21 protein-coding genes are annotated in these 23,320 nt (G+C 64.6%); 14 read left to right on the forward strand and 7 right to left on the reverse strand.

Annotated features, from left to right (window positions below):
• Window positions 1-9: 9 nt before the first annotated feature.
• Window positions 10-636, reverse strand: a complete 627-nt coding sequence (locus tag AAFF27_18305; GenBank protein XAH21959.1) for an integrase — start codon at window positions 634-636, stop codon at window positions 10-12.
• 316 nt (window positions 637-952) lie between these two features.
• Here AAFF27_18305 and mobH point away from each other — a divergent pair, with 316 nt between their 5' ends.
• Window positions 953-2,923 carry a MobH family relaxase gene (gene mobH / locus AAFF27_18310; protein XAH21960.1) on the forward strand — a complete coding sequence of 657 codons (1,971 nt, stop codon included), beginning with the start codon at window positions 953-955 and terminating at the stop codon, window positions 2,921-2,923.
• Window positions 2,924-3,128: 205 nt separating this feature from the next.
• On the opposite strand, the gene AAFF27_18315 is transcribed toward mobH, so the two are convergent.
• Complete coding sequence (locus tag AAFF27_18315; protein XAH21961.1) at window positions 3,129-3,902, reverse strand: IclR family transcriptional regulator; 774 nt, start codon at window positions 3,900-3,902, stop codon at window positions 3,129-3,131.
• A 270-nt stretch (window positions 3,903-4,172) separates the two neighbouring features.
• On the opposite strand from AAFF27_18315, the gene AAFF27_18320 reads away from it, so the two are divergent.
• The 12 genes from AAFF27_18320 to AAFF27_18375 all read left to right on the forward strand — a co-directional run bounded on the left by AAFF27_18320 (window position 4,173) and on the right by AAFF27_18375 (window position 17,129).
• A complete protein-coding gene (locus tag AAFF27_18320) occupies window positions 4,173-5,843 on the forward strand; it encodes a GMC family oxidoreductase N-terminal domain-containing protein (protein XAH21962.1) in 1,671 nt (556 codons plus the stop codon).
• A 144-nt stretch (window positions 5,844-5,987) separates the two neighbouring features.
• Complete coding sequence (locus tag AAFF27_18325) at window positions 5,988-6,983, forward strand: tripartite tricarboxylate transporter substrate binding protein (protein ID XAH21963.1); 996 nt, start codon at window positions 5,988-5,990, stop codon at window positions 6,981-6,983.
• Window positions 6,980-7,816, forward strand: coding sequence for an SDR family oxidoreductase (locus AAFF27_18330; protein ID XAH21964.1), 837 nt, complete (start codon window positions 6,980-6,982; stop codon window positions 7,814-7,816). The genes AAFF27_18325 and AAFF27_18330 overlap by 4 nt, the downstream gene beginning before the upstream one ends.
• An 80-nt stretch (window positions 7,817-7,896) precedes the next feature.
• Window positions 7,897-9,372, forward strand: a complete 1,476-nt coding sequence (locus tag AAFF27_18335) for an aldehyde dehydrogenase (protein ID XAH21965.1) — start codon at window positions 7,897-7,899, stop codon at window positions 9,370-9,372.
• Window positions 9,373-9,443: 71 nt separating this feature from the next.
• On the forward strand, window positions 9,444-10,019 hold the full coding sequence (locus tag AAFF27_18340; protein ID XAH21966.1) for a TRAP transporter small permease: 576 nt from the start codon (window positions 9,444-9,446) through the stop codon (window positions 10,017-10,019).
• A complete protein-coding gene (locus AAFF27_18345) occupies window positions 10,016-11,302 on the forward strand; it encodes a TRAP transporter large permease subunit (GenBank protein ID XAH21967.1) in 1,287 nt (428 codons plus the stop codon). The genes AAFF27_18340 and AAFF27_18345 overlap by 4 nt, the downstream gene beginning before the upstream one ends.
• A 93-nt stretch (window positions 11,303-11,395) precedes the next feature.
• Entirely contained in the window at window positions 11,396-12,208 is an 813-nt protein-coding gene (locus tag AAFF27_18350; protein ID XAH21968.1) for an alpha/beta hydrolase, read from the forward strand.
• Between the two features lie 47 nt (window positions 12,209-12,255).
• Entirely contained in the window at window positions 12,256-13,242 is a 987-nt protein-coding gene (locus tag AAFF27_18355) for a tripartite tricarboxylate transporter substrate-binding protein (GenBank protein ID XAH21969.1), read from the forward strand.
• A 73-nt stretch (window positions 13,243-13,315) separates the two neighbouring features.
• A complete protein-coding gene (locus AAFF27_18360) occupies window positions 13,316-14,314 on the forward strand; it encodes a TRAP transporter substrate-binding protein (protein XAH21970.1) in 999 nt (332 codons plus the stop codon).
• Window positions 14,315-14,396: 82 nt separating this feature from the next.
• Window positions 14,397-15,464: an amidohydrolase family protein gene (locus AAFF27_18365; protein ID XAH21971.1), complete on the forward strand. Its 1,068-nt coding sequence runs from the start codon at window positions 14,397-14,399 to the stop codon at window positions 15,462-15,464.
• A 4-nt stretch (window positions 15,465-15,468) separates the two neighbouring features.
• Window positions 15,469-16,782, forward strand: a complete 1,314-nt coding sequence (locus tag AAFF27_18370; GenBank protein XAH21972.1) for an NAD(P)-binding domain-containing protein — start codon at window positions 15,469-15,471, stop codon at window positions 16,780-16,782.
• Between the two features lie 20 nt (window positions 16,783-16,802).
• Window positions 16,803-17,129, forward strand: a complete 327-nt coding sequence (locus tag AAFF27_18375) for an NIPSNAP family protein (GenBank protein XAH21973.1) — start codon at window positions 16,803-16,805, stop codon at window positions 17,127-17,129.
• Window positions 17,130-17,243: 114 nt separating this feature from the next.
• On the opposite strand, the gene AAFF27_18380 is transcribed toward AAFF27_18375, so the two are convergent.
• From AAFF27_18380 to AAFF27_18400, 5 genes are all read right to left on the reverse strand, one after another.
• The gene (locus AAFF27_18380; protein XAH21974.1) at window positions 17,244-18,551 is read right to left on the reverse strand and encodes an NAD(P)-binding domain-containing protein; all 1,308 of its coding nucleotides are present in this window, start codon (window positions 18,549-18,551) and stop codon (window positions 17,244-17,246) included.
• Window positions 18,548-19,441, reverse strand: a complete 894-nt coding sequence (locus tag AAFF27_18385; protein ID XAH21975.1) for an SDR family oxidoreductase — start codon at window positions 19,439-19,441, stop codon at window positions 18,548-18,550. Before AAFF27_18385 ends, AAFF27_18380 begins: the two co-directional genes overlap by 4 nt.
• Before the next feature lie 37 nt (window positions 19,442-19,478).
• Window positions 19,479-20,555, reverse strand: coding sequence for an amidohydrolase family protein (locus tag AAFF27_18390; protein ID XAH21976.1), 1,077 nt, complete (start codon window positions 20,553-20,555; stop codon window positions 19,479-19,481).
• Window positions 20,556-20,625: 70 nt separating this feature from the next.
• The gene (locus tag AAFF27_18395) at window positions 20,626-20,967 is read right to left on the reverse strand and encodes a carboxymuconolactone decarboxylase family protein (protein XAH21977.1); all 342 of its coding nucleotides are present in this window, start codon (window positions 20,965-20,967) and stop codon (window positions 20,626-20,628) included.
• 109 nt (window positions 20,968-21,076) lie between these two features.
• Window positions 21,077-22,225: a tripartite tricarboxylate transporter substrate binding protein gene (locus AAFF27_18400; GenBank protein XAH21978.1), complete on the reverse strand. Its 1,149-nt coding sequence runs from the start codon at window positions 22,223-22,225 to the stop codon at window positions 21,077-21,079.
• A 75-nt stretch (window positions 22,226-22,300) separates the two neighbouring features.
• On the opposite strand from AAFF27_18400, the gene AAFF27_18405 reads away from it, so the two are divergent.
• On the forward strand, window positions 22,301-23,305 hold the full coding sequence (locus AAFF27_18405) for a LysR substrate-binding domain-containing protein (GenBank protein XAH21979.1): 1,005 nt from the start codon (window positions 22,301-22,303) through the stop codon (window positions 23,303-23,305).
• Window positions 23,306-23,320: the final 15 nt, after the last annotated feature.

Here is a 23,320-nt window from a genome sequence, read left to right on the forward strand (position 1 = left end):
GGTCTCGCTTCAATGCACCTGAACGCCCAGCACGTTGAACACGGCCTCGGCAACGTCGTCGATCGTGCCATGCGTCACCGCATCCACCGGCGAGCGACCGCCCAAGCCTTCGAGCGGTTCGGACAGCGCACGGTAAATCGTCCAGTGGTCGATGCCCTCGACCTCCTGAAGCACGGTTTGGGTCAACTGCTGCTTCACCGGATCGAGCTGCCAGTCGGGCAGCTTCTGGCCGCGCGGCCCCACGTTCAGCGCCAGCAGCCGGCGGGCGAGGATGTCCTTGTAAATCTGCTGGCGCGACTTGTCCGCCAGCTTTGCGAACTCGGGTGGCGTCAGGTTGTGCGGCTGGTTGAAGGTTTCCAGCAGCACGGCGCGGCCTCGCTGGACGTCGGTTTCAGTCGGTGCCCAGCGCGTGTCGGCGCGCAGCGCGGCCGCCTTTCGCTCCAAGGCCTGCGCCACCGTTTCACCTTCCAGGCCGGCGGGCAGCTTCACCGCCTCCACGCGCTCGTGGATAAACGCCTGCAACTCGGCTGCGAAAGCCGGGGCATCCCGGATTTCGACGGTATCGGCGAAGCGTCGCACATCCTCCACCGTGACGCGGGGCAGACGGTCGGCAATGAATTCAATGGCGGTGGGCATGGTCATCTCCCAGGTAGGTTTGAGACAGGGTTCACTCTAGTCGCCTTTGTCGCATTTGTCAACTTAGTCGCATGAGTGAGAGCCTACCTGGCGAGGGTGGCGTCCCGGCAGCATAGGCCGCGGCCAGGGCCTAGTCGCCATCCAATCCATTCGCACGGGTTCCCCATTGACGCTGGAGCCGCAACCCAGGCCCCGCTATACCGAAACGGTTAAAGGCCAAAGGGTCGAAATGGCAAGGGAATGGGGTGCAAGGGGAAAGGCCCTACCTCGAAATGGCCAAAAGGCCTCCCGGTCGGCCCGCCACCAGGACACCCGCATGCTCTCCCTGTTCCAGCGAAAACGGCCCCCGGTCGCTGCCGCGCCGTCGCCAGCACCCGCCACCGACCTCCCGAAAGGGTTGATGCGGCCCGAGGCGGCCGCATCGCTGCTGGCCACGCCGCGCCGGCAGAAGCTGCTGGAACATATCTGGCAGCGCACCTCACTCTCGCGCAAGCAGTTCGCCACCCTGTACCGCACGCCGCTGGAACGCTACGCCGAGCTGGTCCAGCAGTTTCCCGCTTCCGAAAGCCACCACCACGCTTACCCGGGCGGCATGCTGGACCACGGCCTGGAAATCGTCGCCTACAGCCTGAAGCTGCGGCAGTCCCATCTGCTGCCCATCGGTGCCAGCCCCGAGGACCAGGCGGCGCAGTCCGAGGCCTGGACCGCCGCCGTCGCATACGCCGCGCTGCTGCACGACATCGGCAAGATCGCTGTCGATCTGCACGTCGAACTGGTCGATGGCAGCACCTGGCACCCGTGGCACGGCCCGCTGCATCAGCCGTACCGTTTCCGCTACCGCGACGATCGCGAATACCGGCTCCACAGCGCCGCGACAGGCTTGCTCTATCGGCAACTGCTTGATCGTGATCTCCTGGACTGGCTCAGCGGCTATCCCTCTCTGTGGGCGCCGCTACTGTATGTCCTGGCCGGACAGTACGAGCACGCCGGGGTGCTGGGCGAACTGGTGGTACAAGCTGATCGCGCTTCCGTCGCCCAGGAGCTGGGCGGCGATCCAGCACGCGCTATGGCTGCCCCCAAGCACGCGCTGCAACGCAAACTGCTGGACGGGCTGCGGTACCTGCTCAAGGAAGAGTTGAAGCTGAACCAGCCCGAAGCCTCCGATGGCTGGCTCACCGAGGACGCACTATGGCTGGTGAGCAAGACGGTCTCTGACAAGCTACGCGCGCACCTGCTGTCACAAGGTATCGACGGTATCCCTGCGAACAACACCGCGGTATTTAACGTGCTGCAGGACCATGGCATGTTGCAGCCCACGTCCGACGGGAAGGCAGTCTGGCGCGCGACCGTGACCAGTTCCACCGGCTGGTCCCATTCGTTCACTCTGCTGCGGCTGTCACCCGCGCTGATCTGGGAGCCAGGCGATCGGCCGGCGTCGTTTGCTGGCACCGTGGCGATCGAAGCCGCGCCTACCGACAAGGACGCCGACGCGTCGGTCACCACGCCACTGATCTCGGCAAAGGCCGCCACCGAAGATCGGAAATCCCCGCCATGGGAGGAAGGCGGCGGGACTGCAGCTCCAGTTCACTCGCTCGCAGTTCAGGACTCGCATGACGTTGTGGAGGACATGCTGGCGGTGGTGGGCTTAGGCGAATCGACTGGGGCGGAACTGACTGCGGAGGGAATCTCGGGGCAAGTGATCGACGCTCCCAAGCCGGCCACGCCTTCAGCAACACCCCCGTCACCTGCACCTGCACCTGCACCTGCACCCGCGCCCGCGCCCGCGCCCGCGCCCGCGCCCGCGCCCGCGCCCGCGCCCGCGCCCGCGCCCGCATCGGATTCAGCGACAGCGAAGCCATCCGGGGAGCATTTCATGACATGGCTGAAGCGAGGAATCGCATCACGAAGACTCATCATCAACGATGCGAAAGCACTTGTGCATACGGTGAGTGAGACGGCCTATCTGGTCAGCCCAGGCATATTTCAACGCTATGCGCAAGAGCATCCCCAGGTTAGCTCCCTGGCCAGACAGGACGACCTGCAGGACTGGCAGTGGGTGCAGAAGCGCTTCGAGCGGCTACAACTTCATCGCAAGCATCCCAATGGACGGAACATCTGGACTTGCGATGTCAGCGGCCCCAGGAGGTCCCGCCGCCTCCACGGCTACCTTCTGGACGATGTCCATGTTCTGTTCGCAGAGCCCCCACCCAACAATCCCTACCTCTTACTGCCTCAGGAGACGGGCAAAGCAACGACACCTGTTCCTGCTCGCCCAATGATGCAATAGGTCAACCGGGCATGCTCAAGGACCAATGTTCAGGGAACCTCCTTCTGCAACGTCAATCTAGATAGATCATCTCCCACAAGCACTGGATCGTGCACGAGGCAACGGGATCCAGTCCGCGGCTTTCGATACCACTGGCGTATCGGATTTACCGAACCCAGGCACCCGACGCTTGGTCAGCGCACGCGCCTTCAACTCGCCAGCGAACTCACGCATTCCCGCTCCATCCCTCCATCTCGGAGAGTGAAGCAGCTTCCCGCTGCAACGCCTTCGCGAGCATCGGTATGCGCGAAGTGATCCGGTCACTCAAGGCTGCGATGCCGATCGCGGCGACCGGTCGACCATCTGCCCCAAATACCGGGGCGGCGATGCCACCAATCCGCTCCACCACAACGTCCAGCAGCACCGTGTACCCATTGCTCTGTGAACGTTGAACCTCTTCGCGCAGCCTCGCGCTCGTCAATCGCGGAAACCGCGTCTTCAATACAGGTGTCACCAACTCGATGGCCAGATCCCGTTCGACCGACGGAAGCCATGTGAGCAGCGCCAATCCGACGGAGCCCACACCCAGTGGCCTTCGGCTGCCTACATCCAGATGCATGGACCGGATCGGATAGCTGCCGAACTCGCGATCGACGCACACAGCCTCGGTACCCTGTCGAACCGAGAGCAACGCGGTATCGCCGCTAAGGTCAGCGAGTCGCATCAGGGAGGCCTTGGCGCGGTCGCGAATATGTTCTCGGCCCTGCATCGCAATCCCAAGCAGCAACGCCTGATCGCCCAACGTGTAGCGCTTCGGGTTGACATCGTCGCGTCGTACGAACCCTTCTTCGATCAAGGTTTCAAGAATACGTAGCGCCGTTGGTGCGCTCAAACCAGCGCCGGCCGTGATGTCGGACAGCCTCAAGGCGCCCGGGTGGGACAGGACCCTCAGGATTCGGCACACCTTCTGCGGCGCGTTGGTCTCGGAAGCTTGGTACATCGCTAGTGGTTCGAAGTTTGCGCAAGCGTAAACGATATTTCTGTTTAACGGAACATCTATGAATGCAGTGCGAGGCAGAGAGGTCGCAACGGAAAAGCTGCCTTTCTCACTCTTCTCTTCTACACGATCGATCCTCAGTGTTTTCCCTGAGTGATCAAGAAAATTTCCATCAATATCCGTTTAACGGAATACCCACGGATCTCCCTGTCTTCCAATCCACTCATTCGCCACTGATGGCCAGCGTCGCGCCTCTGAGCACAAACCACATCCATGTCCATCGACACCTACGACTTCATCGTCATCGGCTCCGGTTCCGCTGGCGGCGTTCTGGCGAACCGCCTGAGCGAGAACGGTCAATACAAAGTCCTGTGCCTTGAAGCGGGCCGCAAGGGTGCGCACTACATCTGGACCCGCGCACCGCTTGGGGTCGTCTACATGATCGACAACCCAGCCGTGAACTGGCGCTACCAGTCCGAGCCGCACGAGAGCCACGGCGACAGGCCCATCTACGCGCCACGCGGAAAGCTGCTCGGCGGCAGCAGTGCGATCAATGCCATCGTCTACAACCGCGGGCAACTCATCGACTACGACACCTGGGCCGCGCAGGGCTGCTCGGGCTGGAGCTACCGGGACGTGCTTCCGTACTTCAAGAAGATCGAAAGCACCGAGATCGGATCGGACGAATACCGCGGACGGCACGGGCCCGTTCGGGTCGTTCAGGCCACCAAGGTGTGCCCCTTCTACGACATCTTCATCCAGTCCGCTCAGACGCTCGACATTCCGTACAACGCTGACTACGCCGGAGCGACACAGGAAGGCGTGGCGATGGCGCAGCAGACATCGCACCGCGGCCTGCGCCACAGCACCGCCACGCAGTACCTCCACCCGGCCCGCGGGCGTCGCAATCTGACCATCCTGCAAGGCGCCGAAGCGACTGCCCTGATCCTCGAAGGCAAACGCTGCGTCGGCGTACGGTTCCAGCGCGATGGCGTGGAACACGAAGTACGCGCCAGACGCGAGGTCATCGTGTCCTGCGGCACCGCGAACACCCCGAAGCTGCTGGAACTCTCGGGCATCGGCAATCCCGACTACATCCGGCCGCATGGCATTGAGGTGGTCCACGAACTTCGAGGCGTCGGCGAGAACCTGCGCGACCACTACGCCGCGTTGATGAGTTGGCGCTTCAACAGCCCCGGCATCTCCCTGGCCAAGCGGGGGCGCGGCTGGCGGCTGTGGCTGGAGATCCTGCGCTACGGCCTCTTGCGCAAGGGCTTCATTGCGCAGGGTCACGGCACGATGCGCGTGTTCGCCCGCTCGCGCCCTGAACTCCAAGAGCCGGACCTGATGATGGTGGTCAGCCCCTACATCATCGAGTTCAAGGCCGGCAAGAGCCGGCGCATGGCCGCGACCGAGGGCTACTCCATGTACACCCACTTCCAGCGCACAGAGAGCACGGGTTTCATCCACATCCGCTCCGCAGACCCTTTGGCACCACCTTCGATCAACTACCGCTTCCTGGCCACGCCGACCGATCGGGAGAAGGCCATCGCGGCGGTGCGCCGCGCACGCGAGATCGCTGCTGCCTCGCCGATCAAGGACCTCATCGCGGAAGAGTTGGAGCCCGGGCGCCACGTGCAGAGCGATGAGCAGATCCTGGAGTACCTCCGCACCACAGGAACGATCACCCAGCACATGGTGGGGACCTGCAAGATGGGCGATGACGCAATGGCGGTGGTAGATGCACGTCTGCGCGTGCATGGAATGAGCGGCTTGCGCATCGCCGATGCGTCGATCATGCCCACCATCATCTCGGGCAACACCAGCATCCCCTGCATGATGATCGGCGAGAAGTGCGCCGACATGGTGCTCGCCGATGCAGCCCAAGCCTCTCGTCCAGTGGCGCAGAGCCCTGCTCGCGAAGCTTATCCAGCTACCGCTTGACCCCATGTGCACTCGGAAGGCGGCCAACACGGACACCAGCCTACCTTGGCGCGCCCGCGGGCGCCGCGACCAGGCTGCAAACCACCCGCGCGCATGCGCACGACATGAGGTACTGCCGGCTTGGGCCCGGCCCCAGGAGCAACGATGAACCATTCCTCCGCAAGACCAACAACCATCTCCCGACGCCGCATGGTCGAGGTCGGCGTCGCTGCCTGTCTCGCCCCTGCGCTGTCCTTGGCCGCCACCTATCCCTCCAAGCCGATCCGCGCGATCGTCGGCTTCGTGCCCGGCGGGTCGACCGATTTCGGCGCGCGCGTCATCGCCGCCGCATTGTCAGATGTCCTGAGCGTTCCGGTCGTGGTCGAGAACAAGCCAGGTGCCACCGGCGTCCTGGCCACGGACTACGTCAGCAAGCAACCCGGGGACGGCTACACCCTGCTGGTCGCCACGCCAACGCCCGTCATCGTCGCGCCGCAGGCGATGGGAACACAGCGCTTCGATCCGCTCACGCAGCTCGCACCGATCAACATGGTGTCGACTACGCCGATGGCGATCTCGGCCGGACCGCGCCTGCGCCTCGAACGCATCAAGGACCTGGTCGCGCTTTCGCGCACGCGGCAGGTGACGATCGGCACCTCCGGATTGGGCGGTTCGTTGCACCTCGTCATCGAGGCCTTGATCCAGTCAACCGGTGCCAATGTCCTCGTGGTCCCATACAAAGGCACGGGACCTACGATCACCGACTGCATCGCCGGCCATATCGATGCCATCGTCTCCGATGTCGGCAATGTGATTCCCTTTCACAAGGAGGGAAAGCTCAAGATCCTCGGCGTCACGTCCCAGCAGCGCATGGAGACACTGTCGGATGTCCCGGCCATCCATGAGGACGTGCCCGGCCTGGTCATGGCGAACTGGCTGGGGGTGTTCACCTCGGGAAAGACGCCCAAAGACCTGGTCGACAAGCTCGACGCCGCCTTGCTGAAGGTGGTGGGGAGGAACGACGTCCGCGAGCAGTTCGCCAAGTCCGGCTACAGCATGGCGTCCATGCCCAATGCGGATGCCTTTCGCAAGTTCGTCGTCGCCGAGCACCAACGCTACGGCGCACTGATCCGCGACCGCGGCGTGGTGATCAAGGAATGAAGCCCGACGCCACCGCCATGTACACCATGCCGGCTGATACGCGTCCGCGCGACTGGATGCGCAGATCCACGATCGAGGGCTTCGCCATGCTCGTGGTTGGCGCGGGGAGCGGCATGGGCGCTGCCTGTGCGAGAGCCATCGAGGCCAACGGCGGCCGTGTCGCGCTAGCAGACCTCAATCTCGATCACGCCCAGTCCGTCGCGACTGAGATCGTCGCCGATGGCGGCGACGCGTTTGCCATCAAGATGGACGTTGCGAGCGATCAAGACTGCCACGAGGCCGTGGCGCAAGTCGTCTCGACCTATGGTTGCCTCGATGCGCTGATCAACACCGCGACGTGGAGCAAGAACGGCATGCTCGAGTCCGTGCAGATGGACGAATGGCGCGAAGCCTTTCAGACCAACGTGCACGGGCCACTCGAACTGGCCCGCGCCTGTCTTCCCCATTTGCGGAACAGCCCATCCCCATCGATCGTGCATGTGGGCTCCCTGGCCGGCGTAAATGGCTTCGCGCGGCACTCGGCCTATGGCACGACCAAGGGAGCGCTGATCACGATGAGTCGACAAATGGCCTTCGAATGGGCCGTGGATGGAATCCGTGTGAACGTCGTCATCCCTGGAACGATCGATTCACCGCTGGCGCAGAAGATGCAGCCGGCTGCCGTGCGCGCCGAGCGCTTCCGGCAGATCCCGCTGGGCCGCCTCGGCCATGCCAGCGAGATGGCCGACCTGGCCCTGTTCTGGCATCGCCAGCGGCGTCCTTCATCACCGGCCAGGTCATCCACTGTTGCGGCGGCTTTCCTATCAACACCTTCGTCGTTCCGAGCGGAATGACCGAAACCCTGCAGGAAGCGCGCAACCGCGGGCATGCGGTGTAGGCCGCCACACCAGTTTCAAACCACTCACGAACCACCATGACCAAGTACGAACTCTTTATCGATGGCCAATGGGTCGCCGAGCCCGGCCAGGAGTACTTTCCGGCTATCAATCCATACACCCGCGAGCCCTGGGCCATGGTTCCCCAAGCCTCGGACGCGCAGGTGGCACAGGCCATTGCCGCAGCACGGCGCAGCTTCGATAGCCATTGGCGCAAGACATCGGGCCTGGAGCGTGCACGGCTGCTGCAGCGGTTGGCCGATCTGCTGGAGGCGGACGCCGACCGAATGGGCACGCTGGAGAGCACCGACAACGGCAAGGTCATCCGCGAAACGCGGTCGCAACAGTTGTTCGCAGCGCGCGCCTACCGCTTCTTTGCGGGCTTTGCCGACAAGCTGTGGGGCAAGAGCATTCCGCTCGACGACCGCGATGTGCTCGACTTCACGCGACGCGAGCCCGTCGGCGTGGTCGTGGCGATCACCGCTTGGAATTCGCCGATGCACCTGCTGTCCAACAAGCTCGCACCTGCCATCGCTGCAGGCAACTGCATCGTGATCAAGCCGTCGGAGCATGCCTCGGTCACGACGCTGGAGTTCGCCAAGCTGTGCGAACGGGCCGGCTTTCCTCCGGGTGTCATCAACGTGGTCACGGGCGACGCGCCTGTCGGCAAGGCGCTGCTAAGCAGCGGGCGGGTCGATCATGTGAGCTTCACAGGCAGTCCAGGCGTCGGCCGGGAGATCTCCGCAGCGGCGGGCCGGTTGCTGGTGCCGGTCACCATGGAGCTGGGTGGCAAATCGCCCAACATCATCTTCGACGACGCTGACATCCGGAAGGCCACGATCGGTGCGCTCGCGGGCATCTTCGGCGGAACGGGCCAGTCGTGCATCGCGGGTTCTCGTCTGCTGGTACAGCGCAAGGTTTACCGCGAGGTGTCCGAAACGCTGGTCGCGCGCGCACGCCTGATCAAGATGGGCAACCCCATCGATCCGGCAACCGAGATGGGCACCGCGGCGAATCAGCCGCAATTCGAGCGGATCATGAGTTCGATCGAAGGCGCGATCCATGCAGGGGCAAAGCTGCTGACCGGCGGCAAGGCGGCGGAAGGTCCTGACCTCGGCCGCGGCTTCTTTATCGAGCCCACCATATTCGGTGACGTCCGCAACGATATGCACGTCGCCCAGGAAGAGATCTTCGGCCCCGTGCTCTCCATCATTCCGTTCGACACGGAGGAGGAGGCGATCGCCATCGGCAACGACACGAAATACGGCCTCGCCGCCGGCATCTGGACCACCAATGTCGCCCGGGCCCTGCGCGTCTCGCGCGAGATTCATGCAGGCATGGTCTGGGTCAACACCTACCGCGCGGCGGCTGTGCAGGCGCCGTTCGGTGGCGTCAAGGACAGCGGCTCCGGACGCGAGCGCGGCGAAGAGGCGCTGGACCCGTACACCGTTACGAAGAACGTCATGGTCAGCTATTCGGACGAGGAGCGCGATCCTTTTGCCATGAAGCTTTGAGGCGGAACGCCTTCGCCGCCATCCGGAACTCCCAGGGTCCGCGTGTCACAAGAAGAGACTGAGACGAAGACATGAATCGAATCATCGACCCGGCCTGCCGGGCTGTGGAGGCGTTGATCGCCGCCTTCCTCGCGGTCATGGTGGTGCTGGTGTTCAGCAACGTGGTGCTGCGCTATGCCCTCAACTCGGGCATCACGGTGTCCGAAGAAGTGTCGCGCTGGTTGTTCATCTGGATCACATTTCTGGGCGCACTGGTGGCGCTGCGCGAACACGCGCACCTCGGCGTGGACATGGTTGTCGCGAGGCTGCCTCCACTCGGCCGCAAGCTGTGCCTGGGGGCAAGCCACCTTCTGATGCTGTACGTGCTGTGGCTGCTGTTCTGGGGCAGCCTGGAGCAAACACGCATCAACTGGGACGTCCAGGCACCCGTCACCGGGGCGTCGATGGCGGTGGTCTATGCCTCGGGCCTGGTGTTCTCGGTGCTGGCAGCAATGCTGCTCGGTCTCGAACTTCTGTGCCTGATCAACGGCCGCATCGCCGACGACCAATTGGTGACGATCCAGGAATCTGAAGAGGCGGCAGCACTCGCGCAGGTGCTTGGCGAAGGCGCTGAGCCACGCGAGGAAGGACAGGGCAGCCGGACATGACGATCGCCGTCTTCCTCGGTTCACTGCTGCTGGCGATGGCCATTGGCATGCCCATTGCCTTCGCGCTCTTGGTCAGCGGCGTGGCGCTGATGTGGCAGCTCGACGTGTTCGATGCGCAAATCCTGGCGCAGAACCTGATCGGCGGCGCCGACAGCTTCCCGCTGCTGGCGGTGCCCTTCTTCATGCTCGCGGGCGAGATCATGAACGCGGGTGGCCTGTCCCGGCGAATCGTTGACCTCGCGCTCACGCTGGTGGGCCATGTGCGTGGTGGCCTGGGCTACGTGACGATCATGGCCGGCTGCCTCCTGTCGGCGCTTTCGGGCTCGGCCGTGGCCGATGCCGCGGCGCTGACCGCACTGCTGTTGCCAATGATGGTGGCGGCCGGCCACGAGAAGGCACGCTCCGGCGGCCTCATCGCGGCCACCGGGATCATCGGCCCGGTGATCCCTCCGAGCATCGGACTGGTGATCTTCGGAGTGGCGGCCAACGTGTCGATCCCCAAGCTCTTCCTCGCAGCGATCGTGCCCGGCCTACTGATCGGCGGTGCACTGTGGGTGACCTGGGACTGGTTGGTGCGGAACGAGAAGATCAAGCCGCCGCCGCGAAAGTCCGGTCGTGAGATTGCGGCAGCAGCCCGCGAAGCGAGCTGGGCGCTGCTTCTTCCGGTGATCATTCTCGTGGGCCTGCGCATGGGGGTGTTCACGCCCACCGAGGCGGCAGTGGTGGCGGCGGTCTACGCGCTCTTCGTGGCAACCGTGATCTACCGCGAACTGCGCTTCGCCGACCTCCAAAGGGTCTTCGTAAGCGCCGCCAAGACCAGCGCGGTCGTGATGTTCCTGATCGCGGCGGCGATGGTCAGTGCCTGGCTGATCACGGTGGCCGACCTGCCCGCGAAGGTGGTGGCGCTGCTCGAACCCTTCATGGGCAACAAGGTGCTGCTGATGATCGCGATCATGCTGCTGGTGATGGCCGTGGGCACCGCCATGGACATGACGCCGACCATCCTGATTCTCACGCCGGTTCTGATGCCGGTGGTGGTGGCGGCCGGCATCGACCCCGTCTACTTTGGCGTGATGTTCATCATCAACAACTCGATCGGCCTGATCACGCCGCCGGTGGGCGTCGTGCTCAACGTAGTGGCCGGTGTCGGGCGCATGCGCATGGACGACGTCACACGCGGCGTGCTGCCCTTCATGGCGGCGGAGTTCGCAATCATGTTCCTCATGGTGCTGTTCCCTCAGCTGGTGACGGTGCCGGCGCGTTGGCTTGGCGGGGGCGGCTAGACCCACGGCATCGGAATGGACGCGCGAGAGCGAAGAGATGGTTGCACTGCCAGCCGCGACTACGACAAACCTCACCACCTGGAGACAACACAAGTGCCACACTTCATTGCCAGCGACAAGACCCGCATCGCGTACTACATCGACGATGCCACCAAGCCCTGGATCCAACCCGACACACTCCTGCTGCTGCACCCAGCGATGGGAAGCGCAAAGCGCTACTTCGCATGGATCCCCCCCCTGTGTGGGCACTACAGGGTTCTGCGCATGGACATGCGCGGCCATGGCGCCTCCGATGTGCCAGGCCCGGAGCGCGAACTGTCGATGCAGCGGCTCATGCAGGACGTGATCGAGTTGCTCGACCACATCGGCTGCGACAGCGCCCACATGGCCGGGACATCGGCGGGCGGCTACATCGCACAGAACCTTGCCCTGGAGCACCCGGAGCGGGTCAGGAGCCTGCTCCTCTTCAGTTCGACGCCGGGTCTGCGCCAGAGCATGTGGCCCTCCTGGCTGCCGCGCGTTGCCGAGATCGGCCTGCGCCAGTTCCTGGCGGAAAACCTCAAGGGGCGGCTTCCCGTGGAGCAGCTCGATCCCAAGCATATCGAGTGGTTTCTCGACGAAGCGGACAAGCTGGACATGGCGTTTGGCGGTCGCTTGGTCACGCTCATGAGCAGCCTGGACTGGAGCGACCGGCTGGGCGAGGTCCGCTGCCCCACTCTGGTCGCCAAGCCGGGCGCTGCCGGCATTGGCAACGAGAACGAGTATGACTTGATGGGCGAGCGCATCCCGAATGTACAGATGGTGACCTATGAAGGGCTCCCACACCATCTGACGGACGCCGTTCCGGAGCGCTGCGTGGCCGACGTCCTCGCCTTTCTGCGCTGGCATTTTGGAGCGCCCGCATGAGCCGCACGCCCCTTGTCCACCCAACCGATGCTGACGGAAGGATTCCTATGCGACACGTCGTACCTCTCACCTTGTCTCGTCGCGCAGTGGTCGCGGCGGGACTCACCAGCCTGTGGGCGCTGCCGTCATTCGCCCAGGACTATCCAGCGAAGCCAATTCGCCTGATCGTTGGCTACGCGAGCGGCGGCGGCGTGGACTACACCGCCCGTGTCATCGCGCCACGTCTGGCTGACGCGCTGTACGTACCCGTGGTCATCGACAACCGGGCCGGTGCCAGTGGCGTGATAGGCAGCGATCACGTTGCCAAGTCCGCGCCCGACGGCTACACCTTGGTCTTCGCGCCGGCCAGCGCGATGGTCACAACCCCTCAGGCCACGGCCAAGCCCCCCTACAACACACTGACCGACTTCGCGCCGGTCAATCTGGTCGGCCAATCGCCACTCCTGATCGCCGTGCATCCGAGCCTCGGCGTTCGCAGTCTCAAGGAGCTGATCAAGCTCTCTCAGACCCGCTCTATCTCGTTCGCATCTGCGGGCGCGGGTGGAATGACGCACTTCGTGATCGAGATGCTGAACCAAGCCTCCAACGGCAATATCGTGCACGTGGCGTACAAGGGCGGCGCGCCCGCCATCGTCGATGCGGTGGCAGGCCACGTGCAAGGCGTGGTCGCCGATTTCCCTCCCCTGCTTCCGATGTTCAAGGACCAGCGCCTGGTCCCCCTTGCCGTCACCAGCGAGGCGCGCGCCGAGTTCCTGCCTGACGTACCGGCCGCCAATGAGGATGTTCCCGGGTTCGTGGCGCAAAGCTGGTACGGCATTTTCGCGCCGGCCAGAACGCCGCACCCCATCATCGACAAGCTCAATGCGGCCCTGGGCACCGTGCTGTCACGCGAAGATGTCCGCGACCAGATCCGCAAGGGGGCCGTCATTCCCACAACCGCCGCCTCGCCCGAGGCCTTCCAGAAGTTCGTTGCCGACGACTACGCGAGGTGGGGCAAGCTGGTACGTGACCGCAATCTGGTCAACGCCAATTGAGATCCGAGGCCTCGCGCCGTACCGCAGCTTTCGCCAAGCCCGCCCTGTGCGGGAATTTCAGACGGAGACCATCATGAAGATTCGCAGCCTGGTTGCATCGGCCATCCTGACAGCCGCTTGTGCGTGTGCGTGGGCGCAACCCATCACGCTCAAGTTTGCCCACGTCTCGCAGCCCACCCATCCGCTCACGGTAGGCGCACAGAAGTTCGCAGAACTGCTGGCCAAGTCGAGCGAGGGTCGCATCCGCGTGCAGGAGTTGGGTGGCGGCACGCTGGGCAGCGAAGCCCAGATCCTGAGCGCGGTGCAGGGTGGCTTCATCGACGTGACCGTGACGGCGACACCGACGCTCTCGGCCGTGGTCAAGGACTTCTCCCTGCTCGACATTCCGTTCACCTTCACCAAGGCCGAGCAGGTCGACGCACTCATGGCTGGCCCATTCGGCGAGCAACTGATGGCCAAGCTCCAGCCCAAGAACCTGATCGGCCTCGGCATCATGGAAACAGGGTTTCGCAACGTCACCAACAGCCGTCGGCCCATTGCCACCGTCGACGACCTCAGGGGCCTGAAGCTGCGCGTCATGCCCAGCCCGCTGTTCATCGAAACCTTTTCGACACTCAAGACCAACCCGGTGCCGATGGCCTTCACCGAGCTGTACGCGGCGCTCGAATCGCGTGCCATGGATGCCCAGGAAAACCCCTACAGCGCCATCCTCGCCGGCCGGTTCTACGAGGTCCAGAAGTACCTCAGCGTAACCAGCCACATCTACACGGCGAATGTCGTGTTGATCGGCAAAAAGAGCTGGGACAGGCTTTCCGGCGCGGATCGCAAGCTGGTCCAGGATGCCGCAGCCGAGGCTTCGGCTTTTCAGCGCAAGTACAGCCGCGAGAACGCTGCGGCCGACCGAAAAGCCCTGGAATCGAAGATGCAGGTGAACGATGTGCCGCCAGAGGTGCTGGCCAAGATGCGCGAGACGACGCGGCATGTTGCGGACAAGTTCGTCGATTCCCACGACAAGAGCATCGTCCAGATCTACCGGTCCGAGATCGAGCGCGTGCGCACCCTCCAGCACTGAACCTCTGGCCGCCCGAACCAGAGCACTTTCTCGCCCGCACACCGGCTGTCCCACGGAATCAACCAAGACAGAAGTCACGTCCATGCATCCAACCAAGCCCCCTCGTGGCGTCACTCCTCTTCATTTCGTCGACCACGAGTGGCTGGCGCTGCGCACCGAAGATGTCATCGACCCTGGTCGTCCCATCGTCGACGCACATCACCACATCTGGGAAGGTCATCACGCCTACCTGGTTCCGGATCTCCTGCAAGACTTGCGCTGCGGTCACCAGATCCGCGGCACGGTGTACGTCGAATGCTCATTCATGTACCGCGCCGATGGCGATCCGCGGTTTGCAAGCATCGGCGAGATCGAGTACGCCAACGGCGTGGCAGCCAGCTTCGCCAGCGGCGCCTACGGCCCGACCCGCGCCGTGGCAGGCATCGTCGGGCATGCCGACCTCATGCTGGGGCCCGAAGTCCGCCCGGTACTGGAGGCTTGCGTCGCCCATGCCCCTGATCGATTTCGTGGCATCCGCCACATGACGGCCTGGGATGCAAGCTCTGAGGTGAACTTGCTGCGCAAGCCGCCCGCGCCGGCGATCATGCGGGATCCCCGATTCCGCGCAGGCTTCGCCGAACTCGGCAGACTGGGGCTGTCGTTCGATGCCTGGTGCTACCACCCGCAGTTGCCCGAGCTTCTCGCGCTCGTTGACGCCAGCCCGGATACCACGGTGATCATCGACCACATGGGCGGGCTCGTAGGGAAAGGACCCTACGCCGAGCACAGGACCGAGGCCTTCCAGCAATGGCAGACGCACATGCGGGACTTGGCGCTCCGGCCGAATGTGTTCGTCAAGCTCGGTGGCCTCAACATGCGCGTTTTCGGTTTCGATTTCATCGACCGCGACATGCCCCCGAGTTCCGAGGAACTGGCGCCCGCATGGGCGCCTGCCATCGAGGCCTGCATCGAAGCATTCGGTCCGGCACGCTGCATGTTCGAAAGCAATTTCCCTCCGGACAAGTGCGGCGTTTCGGCGCGGACCCTTTGGAACGCGTTCAAGCGGGTCGTCGAAAGCTACTCGGAAAGCGAACAGTCCGACCTCTTCGCCGGCACAGCCATCCGAGCGTACAGGCTCCCGGCCGAACTCGGACAAGCTGGCAGGACTTGAGCATATGCGGATAGGCTATGTCGGCCTTGGCGCCATGGGCGGCGCGCTGGCGCGCAGGGTCCTGCGCGCCCACCCACTGGTGGTATGGGACATCAATGCCGGCGCGGTTGCCGCCCTGGAGGCTCATGGCGCAGCGATCGCGCCGTCCGCGCAGGCGCTGGGCCGCGAATGCGATGTCGTGATGCTGTGCCTACCGCGGACTTCCGACGTGCATGATCTCCTGTTCGGAACGGCGAAGCTCGCCGAGGTGCTGGCGCCCGGCACGCTCGTCATCGACCAAACCACGGGTCTGCCCGGAGAAACACGCGAGGTCGCCCTCAAGCTGGCCGCCAGGGGCCTGCGGTTTCTGGAGGCTCCGGTCTCCGGAGGGGTTCCCGCCGCAGACGCAGGCACGATCGCCATCGTCATCTGTGGCTCTGTAGACGATCAGCGCGCCGCGCTTCCACTGCTGTCATGCATCAGCCCCAACATCCTGGCCTGTGGCGAGCGGGTCGGCGACGCGCAGGCCACCAAGCTCGTCAACAACCTTCTCAATGCGGGCTACCGTCTCGCAACGCTCGAGATCGCGGCCCTGGGACGGAAGATGGGCCTTCCCCTTGCCATGGTGGTGGAGACGTTGCAGCAGGGGCTTGCCTGCAACAGCACCTCGGCTCGCGTCCTTCCGTTCCTGTTGTCAGGCGATCGCCTGCCGTTCCGTGCCGCCATATCCCTCCTTCTGAAGGACACCGACCAAGCGATCCAGCTCGCCGCAGACACTGGCGTCCCGACCCCGCTGGCCGGCATCGCGCGCGGGCTGCTGCAGATGGCCGCCAACATGCTCGGGCCGGCCACGCAAGTGGAGCAGCTCCCCGCCGTCATGGCCAGCCTGGCCGGGACGAGCTTCGCCGCCTCCGAGATCAACGAAGCGCCCGATGGCGCCGGGCAGATCCAGAAAGCGCGCCTGCTGAACAACGCGTTGGCAGTCTTCAATGCTGCATTGAGCTGCGAGGCAGCAACGTTGGCGGTCAGCCTGAAGCTGGATCTCGCTGCGGTTGCACAGATGGTTCACATGGGCTCCGGATGGAGTGCTGCAGCCGACCTGATCCTGCCAGCACTGTCGCAGGGCAAGACCTGTGCGGAACTGCCTCTGCCCTCGACGCAATTTGATCTTCGCGAGCTGGTTGGCCTGTCCATCGCGCATGGCGTTCCCATGCTGCTCACGAGCAGTCTCGCCTGCATGCTCGACATCGCATGCCGCTCTTACCCCAGCGCCTCTGGCGTGAGCGCCCTTTCCAGTTGGTATGCGACGACCAGTGGCCTCGCTGACGCCAAGCCATGACTTCTTGAAGAGGACTTCAGATGATCTACGAACTGCGGGTGTACCGCGTCATGCCCGGACGAATGGCCGACGTGCTTGATCGCTTCGAGAAGGTCGTCTTTCCACAGTGGGAGAAGTACGGCATTCGCGCGGCTGGCTTCTGGACCACCGTGATCGGCGAATGTCACCGCGACCTGCACCAGATCCTGGTCTGGGAATCGCTGGCCGAGCGCGAGAGCAAGTTCACCGCGTTCTCGACCGACCCGGAGTTCAAGGCGAAGATGGCCGAGACCGAGAAAAACGGCGTTCTGGTGGAATCCGTGACCAACTCCATCCTCGCACCGACGCGCTTCTCTGCCATGCAGTAGGGTGCGCCTGCACGGCGCAGGCTGGCGCGCCCTCGCTCAGGATACGAGGCCCCTGGAACGCCAGCGTGCGGCTGCGGCAGGTCCAGGGCATCGCGAAGCCGGAGACGCGTGAGCTCAAGCACCCAGGAAGCGCGTGCCCGCCAATTCCTCGTACAGCTTCGCCAGCACATCGAGATCGGCCTGGTCTCCGAACCTGTTGAGGGCCGCCTCCAGCAGGCCTCGCGCGAGATCGCAGACAAGCAGCGGTGTCCCAGATCGCTTGGCCAGGTCGGCCACGAGCCGCAGGTCGGCCAGCGCCTGGGTGAGCTTGCGGCCACTGGCCGGCTGGTCCGCCGACAGTACGGGCAGCACACGCTCTGCTGCACCGGTCCATGCTCCACCCTTGAGGATGACCTTCGCCATCAGTTCCAGCGACAGCCCGTATTTCACGCCCAGCGCAGCGCATTCATATGTCATCAGCAAGTTGGAGACGGCCACCCCCGTGGCAAGCAGGCCGGGAACGGCGTGATCCGGGGCGGCAGGCGGTGATGCCGGCACGTGCAGCAGGTCGGTTCCCGCCATCCGCGCGACCAGGCCGAACAGTTCCTGCAACTGCGCGTCCGGTCCCAGCACGCCCAGGGCCATCGCGTGGTGGCTGCGCACCAGGTTTGCGATCGGCAGGGGGACGCCGCTGCCCATGCCGAGGCTGGTACCCAGGTCCAAGTCCTTGAGCAGCAGCGCGAGCGCGAAAGCATTGACTGGCGGCTGTCCCTTGCCCAAGGACGGGAAGCTGAAGCCGGTGGTCCTGTTGCGGCCGTCGCCCTGGTCCATCGCCGATGCGATCTCGGACAGTGGCAGCCCCAGCTTGCAGCCCAAAGCCGCAAGCTCGACCGTGGCCAACCGTGTCGAGCCGCTCATCGTGTTGTTGACGACCTTCAACGCGTGGGCGTCGCCGACGCGGGGTCCACAGTATTCGACGTTGGGGCTGACGGACCGCAGCACGGGCAGCACCTGTGCATAGCTGTCCTGCGGGCCGGCCACCATGATGGCGATGGTCCCGGCCTCGGCGCCGCTCTGTCCGCCCGAAACCGGGGCATCCAGCAAGATGCCGCCGCGCGATGTCAGTTCACGTGCCATGCGGGCCGTGTCGTGCGGATTGCCGCTGGTCTGGTCGACCACAATGGTCCCGGCCGTGAGGGCCGCTGCCAGCCCGCCGGTGCCGAACAGCAGTTCCTGGACGTTGGCCGAACGCGGCAGGCAGGTGAAGATGAGATCGCACCCGCGCGCCAGGTCGGCTGGCGTCGCGGCGGGTGTGGCACCCAACTTCGCCATCCGGCCGACGGCATCCGGCTGCAGATCCCACACCACCAGCGGCTGCGATTTGAGCAGCCTGCGCGCCAAGGCCCCCCCCATAGCGCCGAGTCCGACATATCCGATCCTCACGGGGTTTCCTTGCGCTCGAAAGCTTCCCGCTGCCTCGCCTCGCGCAGCGTCTCCGTCATGCCGGCCGGCACAACGAAGGCGTTGATCGAGAAGCCACCGCAGCAGGTGATGGCTTGGCCGGTGATGAACGAGGCGGCCGGGGATGCCAGGAACACCGCCAGGTCGCCCATTTCGCTGGGCAAACCCAGCCGCCCCAAGGGAATGGTGCGCTCGCGGTCCGCCAGCACTTCGGGCTTGATCATCTTGCGGGCCAACGGGGTGTCGATCGTGCCCGGGATCACGACGTTGACACGGATGTTGTCGACCGCCCATTCCAGGGCCATTTGACGACTCATCGCGATGAGGGCCGCCTTGGTCGGGCCGTATGCCGACTTGCGGGCGTAACCCACCACGCCCGCCAGCGACGCCACGTGCACGATGGCGGGCGCGGGACTCTTGCGCAGGTAGGGCAGGCAGGCGCGCGCCAGCTGCAGGGGACCGTGCACATTGGTCTGGAACGCATTGCCCCAGTCGTTCATGTCCACGTCTTCGAGCAACGCATTGGCGCTCCAGGTCGCGGAGTTGATCAGCGCATCCAGACGGCCGTAGGTGTCCACGGTCTTTTGCACTGCGGCCGCGATGTCGGCCTCCTTCGAAACGTCCATGGCCACTGCGATCGCCTTCCCCCCCCAAGCGACGATCTCGGCCGCCACCTTCTCGGCGCTTTCCAGACGCAGGTCGGCCACCACCACCAACCCGTCGTTGGCGGCCCACGTGCGCGCGCAGGCAGCGCCCATGCCGCTGCCGCCGCCGACGACCAGGGCCGCGAAGCCATCGATGGTGGACCGCTTCATCCAATCCAGCGGCCTGCGGTCTTCGGGGGCGTGGTTCTTTATCGTCAGGTCGGTCATCTCGTGTTCTCTTGGGTCAATTGGTCGTGGTGGGTAGTCACGGCAGGCGGTAGATGCGCCGGGCCGTGCCGCTGAAGATCAGTTGCTTTTCGTCGTCGGAACAGCCGGCGGTGAGGCGTTTAAAGGTGTTCCACAAAGTGCCGTAGGCCATGCCCGCCTTCTCCACCGGGAAATTTGAGGACGCCATGCACCGCCCGGCGCCGAAGATCTCGATGCATGGCTCGATGTAGGGGCGCCACAGGTCTGCCATCCGTTCCGAGGTCGGCGGCCTTTCGGCCTGGCTGAAGTCGAAATTGCCCAGGCACATCAATAGCCCGCCCATCTTGACCGATACGTTTGGGCAGGTGGCGAGTTCACGCATGCCAGCGAGCCAATGGCGGTGTACCTCGTCTTGCCTGCCGGCGTACGACGAATGCCCGACGGGGCTGCCAGTGTGCACCAGCACGATGCTGGTGCCCGGATGCGCCCGCGCCAGCTCCGTGACCTGCGGCAGCTGCGTGTGGAAGATGCTGGCATCGAACGACAGCCCCATCGCGCCGAGCTGGTCGATCCCACGGCCGAACGCCTCGGCCAAGTAAAGGGCGGGACCCTGTGCGCCGACCGGTCCGTTGACCGCCGGATCCGCGTCCCACTTGCCGCGCTGGCGCACGCCGCGGAAACGCCCGTTGCCCGCCGCGACGTGCGCCTCCAGCGTCTCGCGCAGAGCCTCGCCCAGCGTCAGGTCGGCGAATCCGACGATACCGGCCGCGGCCTGGCAGGAGGTGTACTTGCCGCTGTCCGCCATCGCGGCCATGCCCGCGGCGAACTCGGTCTCGCCGACCCACTTCAAGTGTGCCGGTCCCGTGGCGCGGTACATGGAGTGGCATTCGATGTAAACCGAGGCTTCGATTCTGTGACCCGAATCGGCGACGTCGCGCGCGAAGTCCGGCAGGAAGTAGCTGTAGCCGGACTTGTGGTCCCAGAAGTGGATGTGCGGATCGACGATGGGCAAGCCCGGCTCCAGCACGGGTTCCTCGGTCGCGCGTGCCAGCCACTCCGGCCGGGGCGCCCGCGTGGCGGTGAACGGCGACGGCGTTCCGTCCGGCGAGCCGGCAGGGGTCGTCTTCAGGGTCATACCCCAGGCCCCGGCGAGAGTGACACCGGCCATGGCTTCGCACAAGCCATGCCCACGTTGCGGACCGTCATCATGCCGCTCCCTTGTCCCTGCCGGCGTCGAACAGGCCCAGTGCCGCCTTGCCAGCCGCCAGCCCGGCGGGCCAGCCGGCGTAGAAGGTGACCTGTACCACCAAGCCGCGCAATTCGTCGAGCGTGATGCCGGCCTCGACGCCACGGGCCATCCAAGCCTTCATCTCGTCGATCTTGCCGCCTGCGGCAAGCACGCCGAGGGTGACCAGGATGCGATCGCGGTACGCCAGCTCGGGTTGCTTCCAGACGTCACCCAGCAGCACGTCCTTGCGGATGCGGGCCAGTTCGGGCACGTGTTCGTACACGCGGGCGGAATCGGTCGATGCGTTAGGTAGGGCCAAGATGTTCACCTGATGCTGTTGAGAACTGAGTTGCGGGCGCCAACAGGCGCCTGTGCGATATGGTGACAAGTCTGCGGCAAGCGGCGAGAGCTGGACAGCAAGGACATCCTCACTCCACCCGGATGCCGCCTTGCCGGATGACTCTGGTCCAACGCTCCACGTCCTCCTGTATGAACCTGCCCATCTCCTCGGGAGAGCCCAGGTCCAGCTGCATGCCGAGCATGACCAGGCGGCTCTTCACGTCGGGGTAGTTCATGGCCTTGGCGAACGCAGCGTTGAGCTTCTCCACGATGGGACGCGGCGTGCCGGCAGGCGCGAAGATGCCCTGCCACGGCCGGGCGTCGACGTCGGGGAACCCGCTTTCCTTGAGCGTGGGTACGGTGGGCATCACGGTGGAGCGGGTCTGCGCGGAGACCGCGAGCACCCGCAGGACGCCGGCCTCGACCTGGGGCGCTGCGATCAGCAGGCCCAACGGCGCCATCGCGACGTCGCCAGCGATCAACGCGTTGACGACCTCGCCGCTGCCTTTGTAGGGAATCTGCTGCAGATCCATGCCGGTCTGCTGCTTGAACAGTTCCGTCATCAGGTGCGGCGACGTGCCGATGCCGGTATGGGCGTAGTTTTCCTTGCCGGGATGAGCTTTGACGTAGGAGACGAACTCGCCTATCGTCTTGAAGGGCGACGAGCTCTTCACCGCGATCACGTTAGGAATGGCGCCGGCCAGGATGACCGGCGCGAAACTCTTTACCGGATCCCAGGTGATGCCGCGGTAGAGGCTCTTGGCAGCGGCATGCCCCGGGCTGGTGAGCATCAGCGTGTAGCCGTCGGCCGGTGCGCGCGCCACCGCGGCAGTGCCGATGGTGCCAGCAGCGCCGGGACGATTGTCAATGATGAGCGGCTGGCCCAGCAGTTCCTGCATCGGCGGCGCGAAAAGGCGGGCGATCACGTCGCTGGTGCTGCCAGCCGCGAAGGGAATGATCAGTGTGACCGGCTTGATCGGATAGGTCTGCGCCCCCGCCAGGCCCGCCCCCGTGAGCAGGGACAGGGACAGGGCCCGCAGAAGTCTCCCCCGGCCACGACGGAGGATGCCTGGGTTGCAAGCACCGCCCGTGCGGGACAGCCAAACACCACCGTCATGAAGCGGCGCACCAGGGACGTTTTCGATCTTTGTCGCGTTGACTGCAAGCACATCTGTCTCCTTCAGAACGGAGAGACATGCGTTGCTGCTCTCCTGCTGCCGCGCATTCTGGGCAAGCATCCGGCTTCTCCAAAATACAGCTTTCCGATACGCGCTATAGGATGCACCTATGCCCCACGAGACGGAGTCGACCCCATGGACATGCGGCAACTTAAGTACTTTGCGCGGATTGTCGAAAGCGGAAGCCTGTCGAAGGCATCCCGGCAGTTGTTCATCGCACAGCCATCGCTCAGCCAGCAGATGGCGAGGCTCGAAGAGGAGGTAGGCAAGCCCCTGTTGGTGCGCTCAACGCGCGGCGTGCTTCCCACCGCCAACGGCGAGGCCCTGTACCACCACGCCAAGCTCATGCTGCGCCAACTGGACGAAGCCGTGATCATTGCCCGGCAGGAAAGCACGGACATCCAGGGACGTGTCGTCGTCGGCATGGTGCCATCGACCGAGTACATGGTCGCGCTGCCGCTGTTGCAGGAATTCAAGGAGAAATATCCCCGGCTGGTCCTGAACGTGATCTCGGCACGCCTTCTGCAACTGGAAGACATGGTTCGGCGCAGCGAGCTGGATGTGGCGATCCTTTCGTCCCAGATGGTCTCCACCGAAATGACATCCGAGCCGCTGCTCGACGAACGCGTGTTCGTGATCGTGCCACGCGGCTCCCCACTGGTGCCGCGTGGCAGAGCCTCCCTCACGCTCGCCGAGGTGGCGGCACTGCCCATGGTCCTGTCCTCTCCGCACAATCACCTGCGGCGCCGGTTCATGGCGGAACTCGAGCGCGCCAAGCTCACCCTTAACCTTGCAGCGGAGGTCGATTCCCTCCCCCTGACCATGCGCTTCGTGGCGGAAGGCGGGGGGGCCACGCTGCAGACCATGGCGGCCACCCACATCCTGACGCCGCGCCGCGGCTGGCGCTGTGTTCCGATCGCCGACGTACTGTTGGAGAGGCCAAACTACCTCTACGCGCTTCCTGCGGGCAAACTCTCTAAGAGCGGTGCCCTGGTGTGCGCAGGACTGCGGAGCATCGTTCGGGGCTTGGTGGAGAGCGGGGCCTGGAGCGAAGTGCGGCTGGCTCAGGCCCACCGGCCTCCAGGGAACGCAGACGACAATCGTCGGACTGGGACATCACGCCGAGCAGGCCGCCAATGATCGTCGCAGCAGATC

This window comes from Xylophilus sp. GW821-FHT01B05 (assembly GCA_038961845.1).
In the GTDB taxonomy this organism is placed as follows: Bacteria; Pseudomonadota; Gammaproteobacteria; order Burkholderiales; family Burkholderiaceae_C; genus Xylophilus.

Coding starts and splice junctions, on each gene's coding strand:
- AAFF27_18305 (XAH21959.1), bottom strand. CDS start 636: ATGCCCACCGCCATTGAATTCATTGCCGACCGTCTGCCCCGCGTCACG.
- mobH (XAH21960.1), top strand. CDS start 953: ATGCTCTCCCTGTTCCAGCGAAAACGGCCCCCGGTCGCTGCCGCGCCG.
- AAFF27_18315 (XAH21961.1), bottom strand. CDS start 3,902: ATGTACCAAGCTTCCGAGACCAACGCGCCGCAGAAGGTGTGCCGAATC.
- AAFF27_18320 (XAH21962.1), top strand. CDS start 4,173: ATGTCCATCGACACCTACGACTTCATCGTCATCGGCTCCGGTTCCGCT.
- AAFF27_18325 (XAH21963.1), top strand. CDS start 5,988: ATGAACCATTCCTCCGCAAGACCAACAACCATCTCCCGACGCCGCATG.
- AAFF27_18330 (XAH21964.1), top strand. CDS start 6,980: ATGAAGCCCGACGCCACCGCCATGTACACCATGCCGGCTGATACGCGT.
- AAFF27_18335 (XAH21965.1), top strand. CDS start 7,897: ATGACCAAGTACGAACTCTTTATCGATGGCCAATGGGTCGCCGAGCCC.
- AAFF27_18340 (XAH21966.1), top strand. CDS start 9,444: ATGAATCGAATCATCGACCCGGCCTGCCGGGCTGTGGAGGCGTTGATC.
- AAFF27_18345 (XAH21967.1), top strand. CDS start 10,016: ATGACGATCGCCGTCTTCCTCGGTTCACTGCTGCTGGCGATGGCCATT.
- AAFF27_18355 (XAH21969.1), top strand. CDS start 12,256: ATGCGACACGTCGTACCTCTCACCTTGTCTCGTCGCGCAGTGGTCGCG.
- AAFF27_18360 (XAH21970.1), top strand. CDS start 13,316: ATGAAGATTCGCAGCCTGGTTGCATCGGCCATCCTGACAGCCGCTTGT.
- AAFF27_18365 (XAH21971.1), top strand. CDS start 14,397: ATGCATCCAACCAAGCCCCCTCGTGGCGTCACTCCTCTTCATTTCGTC.
- AAFF27_18370 (XAH21972.1), top strand. CDS start 15,469: ATGCGGATAGGCTATGTCGGCCTTGGCGCCATGGGCGGCGCGCTGGCG.
- AAFF27_18375 (XAH21973.1), top strand. CDS start 16,803: ATGATCTACGAACTGCGGGTGTACCGCGTCATGCCCGGACGAATGGCC.
- AAFF27_18385 (XAH21975.1), bottom strand. CDS start 19,441: ATGACCGACCTGACGATAAAGAACCACGCCCCCGAAGACCGCAGGCCG.
- AAFF27_18390 (XAH21976.1), bottom strand. CDS start 20,555: ATGACCCTGAAGACGACCCCTGCCGGCTCGCCGGACGGAACGCCGTCG.
- AAFF27_18400 (XAH21978.1), bottom strand. CDS start 22,225: ATGCTTGCCCAGAATGCGCGGCAGCAGGAGAGCAGCAACGCATGTCTC.
- AAFF27_18405 (XAH21979.1), top strand. CDS start 22,301: ATGGACATGCGGCAACTTAAGTACTTTGCGCGGATTGTCGAAAGCGGA.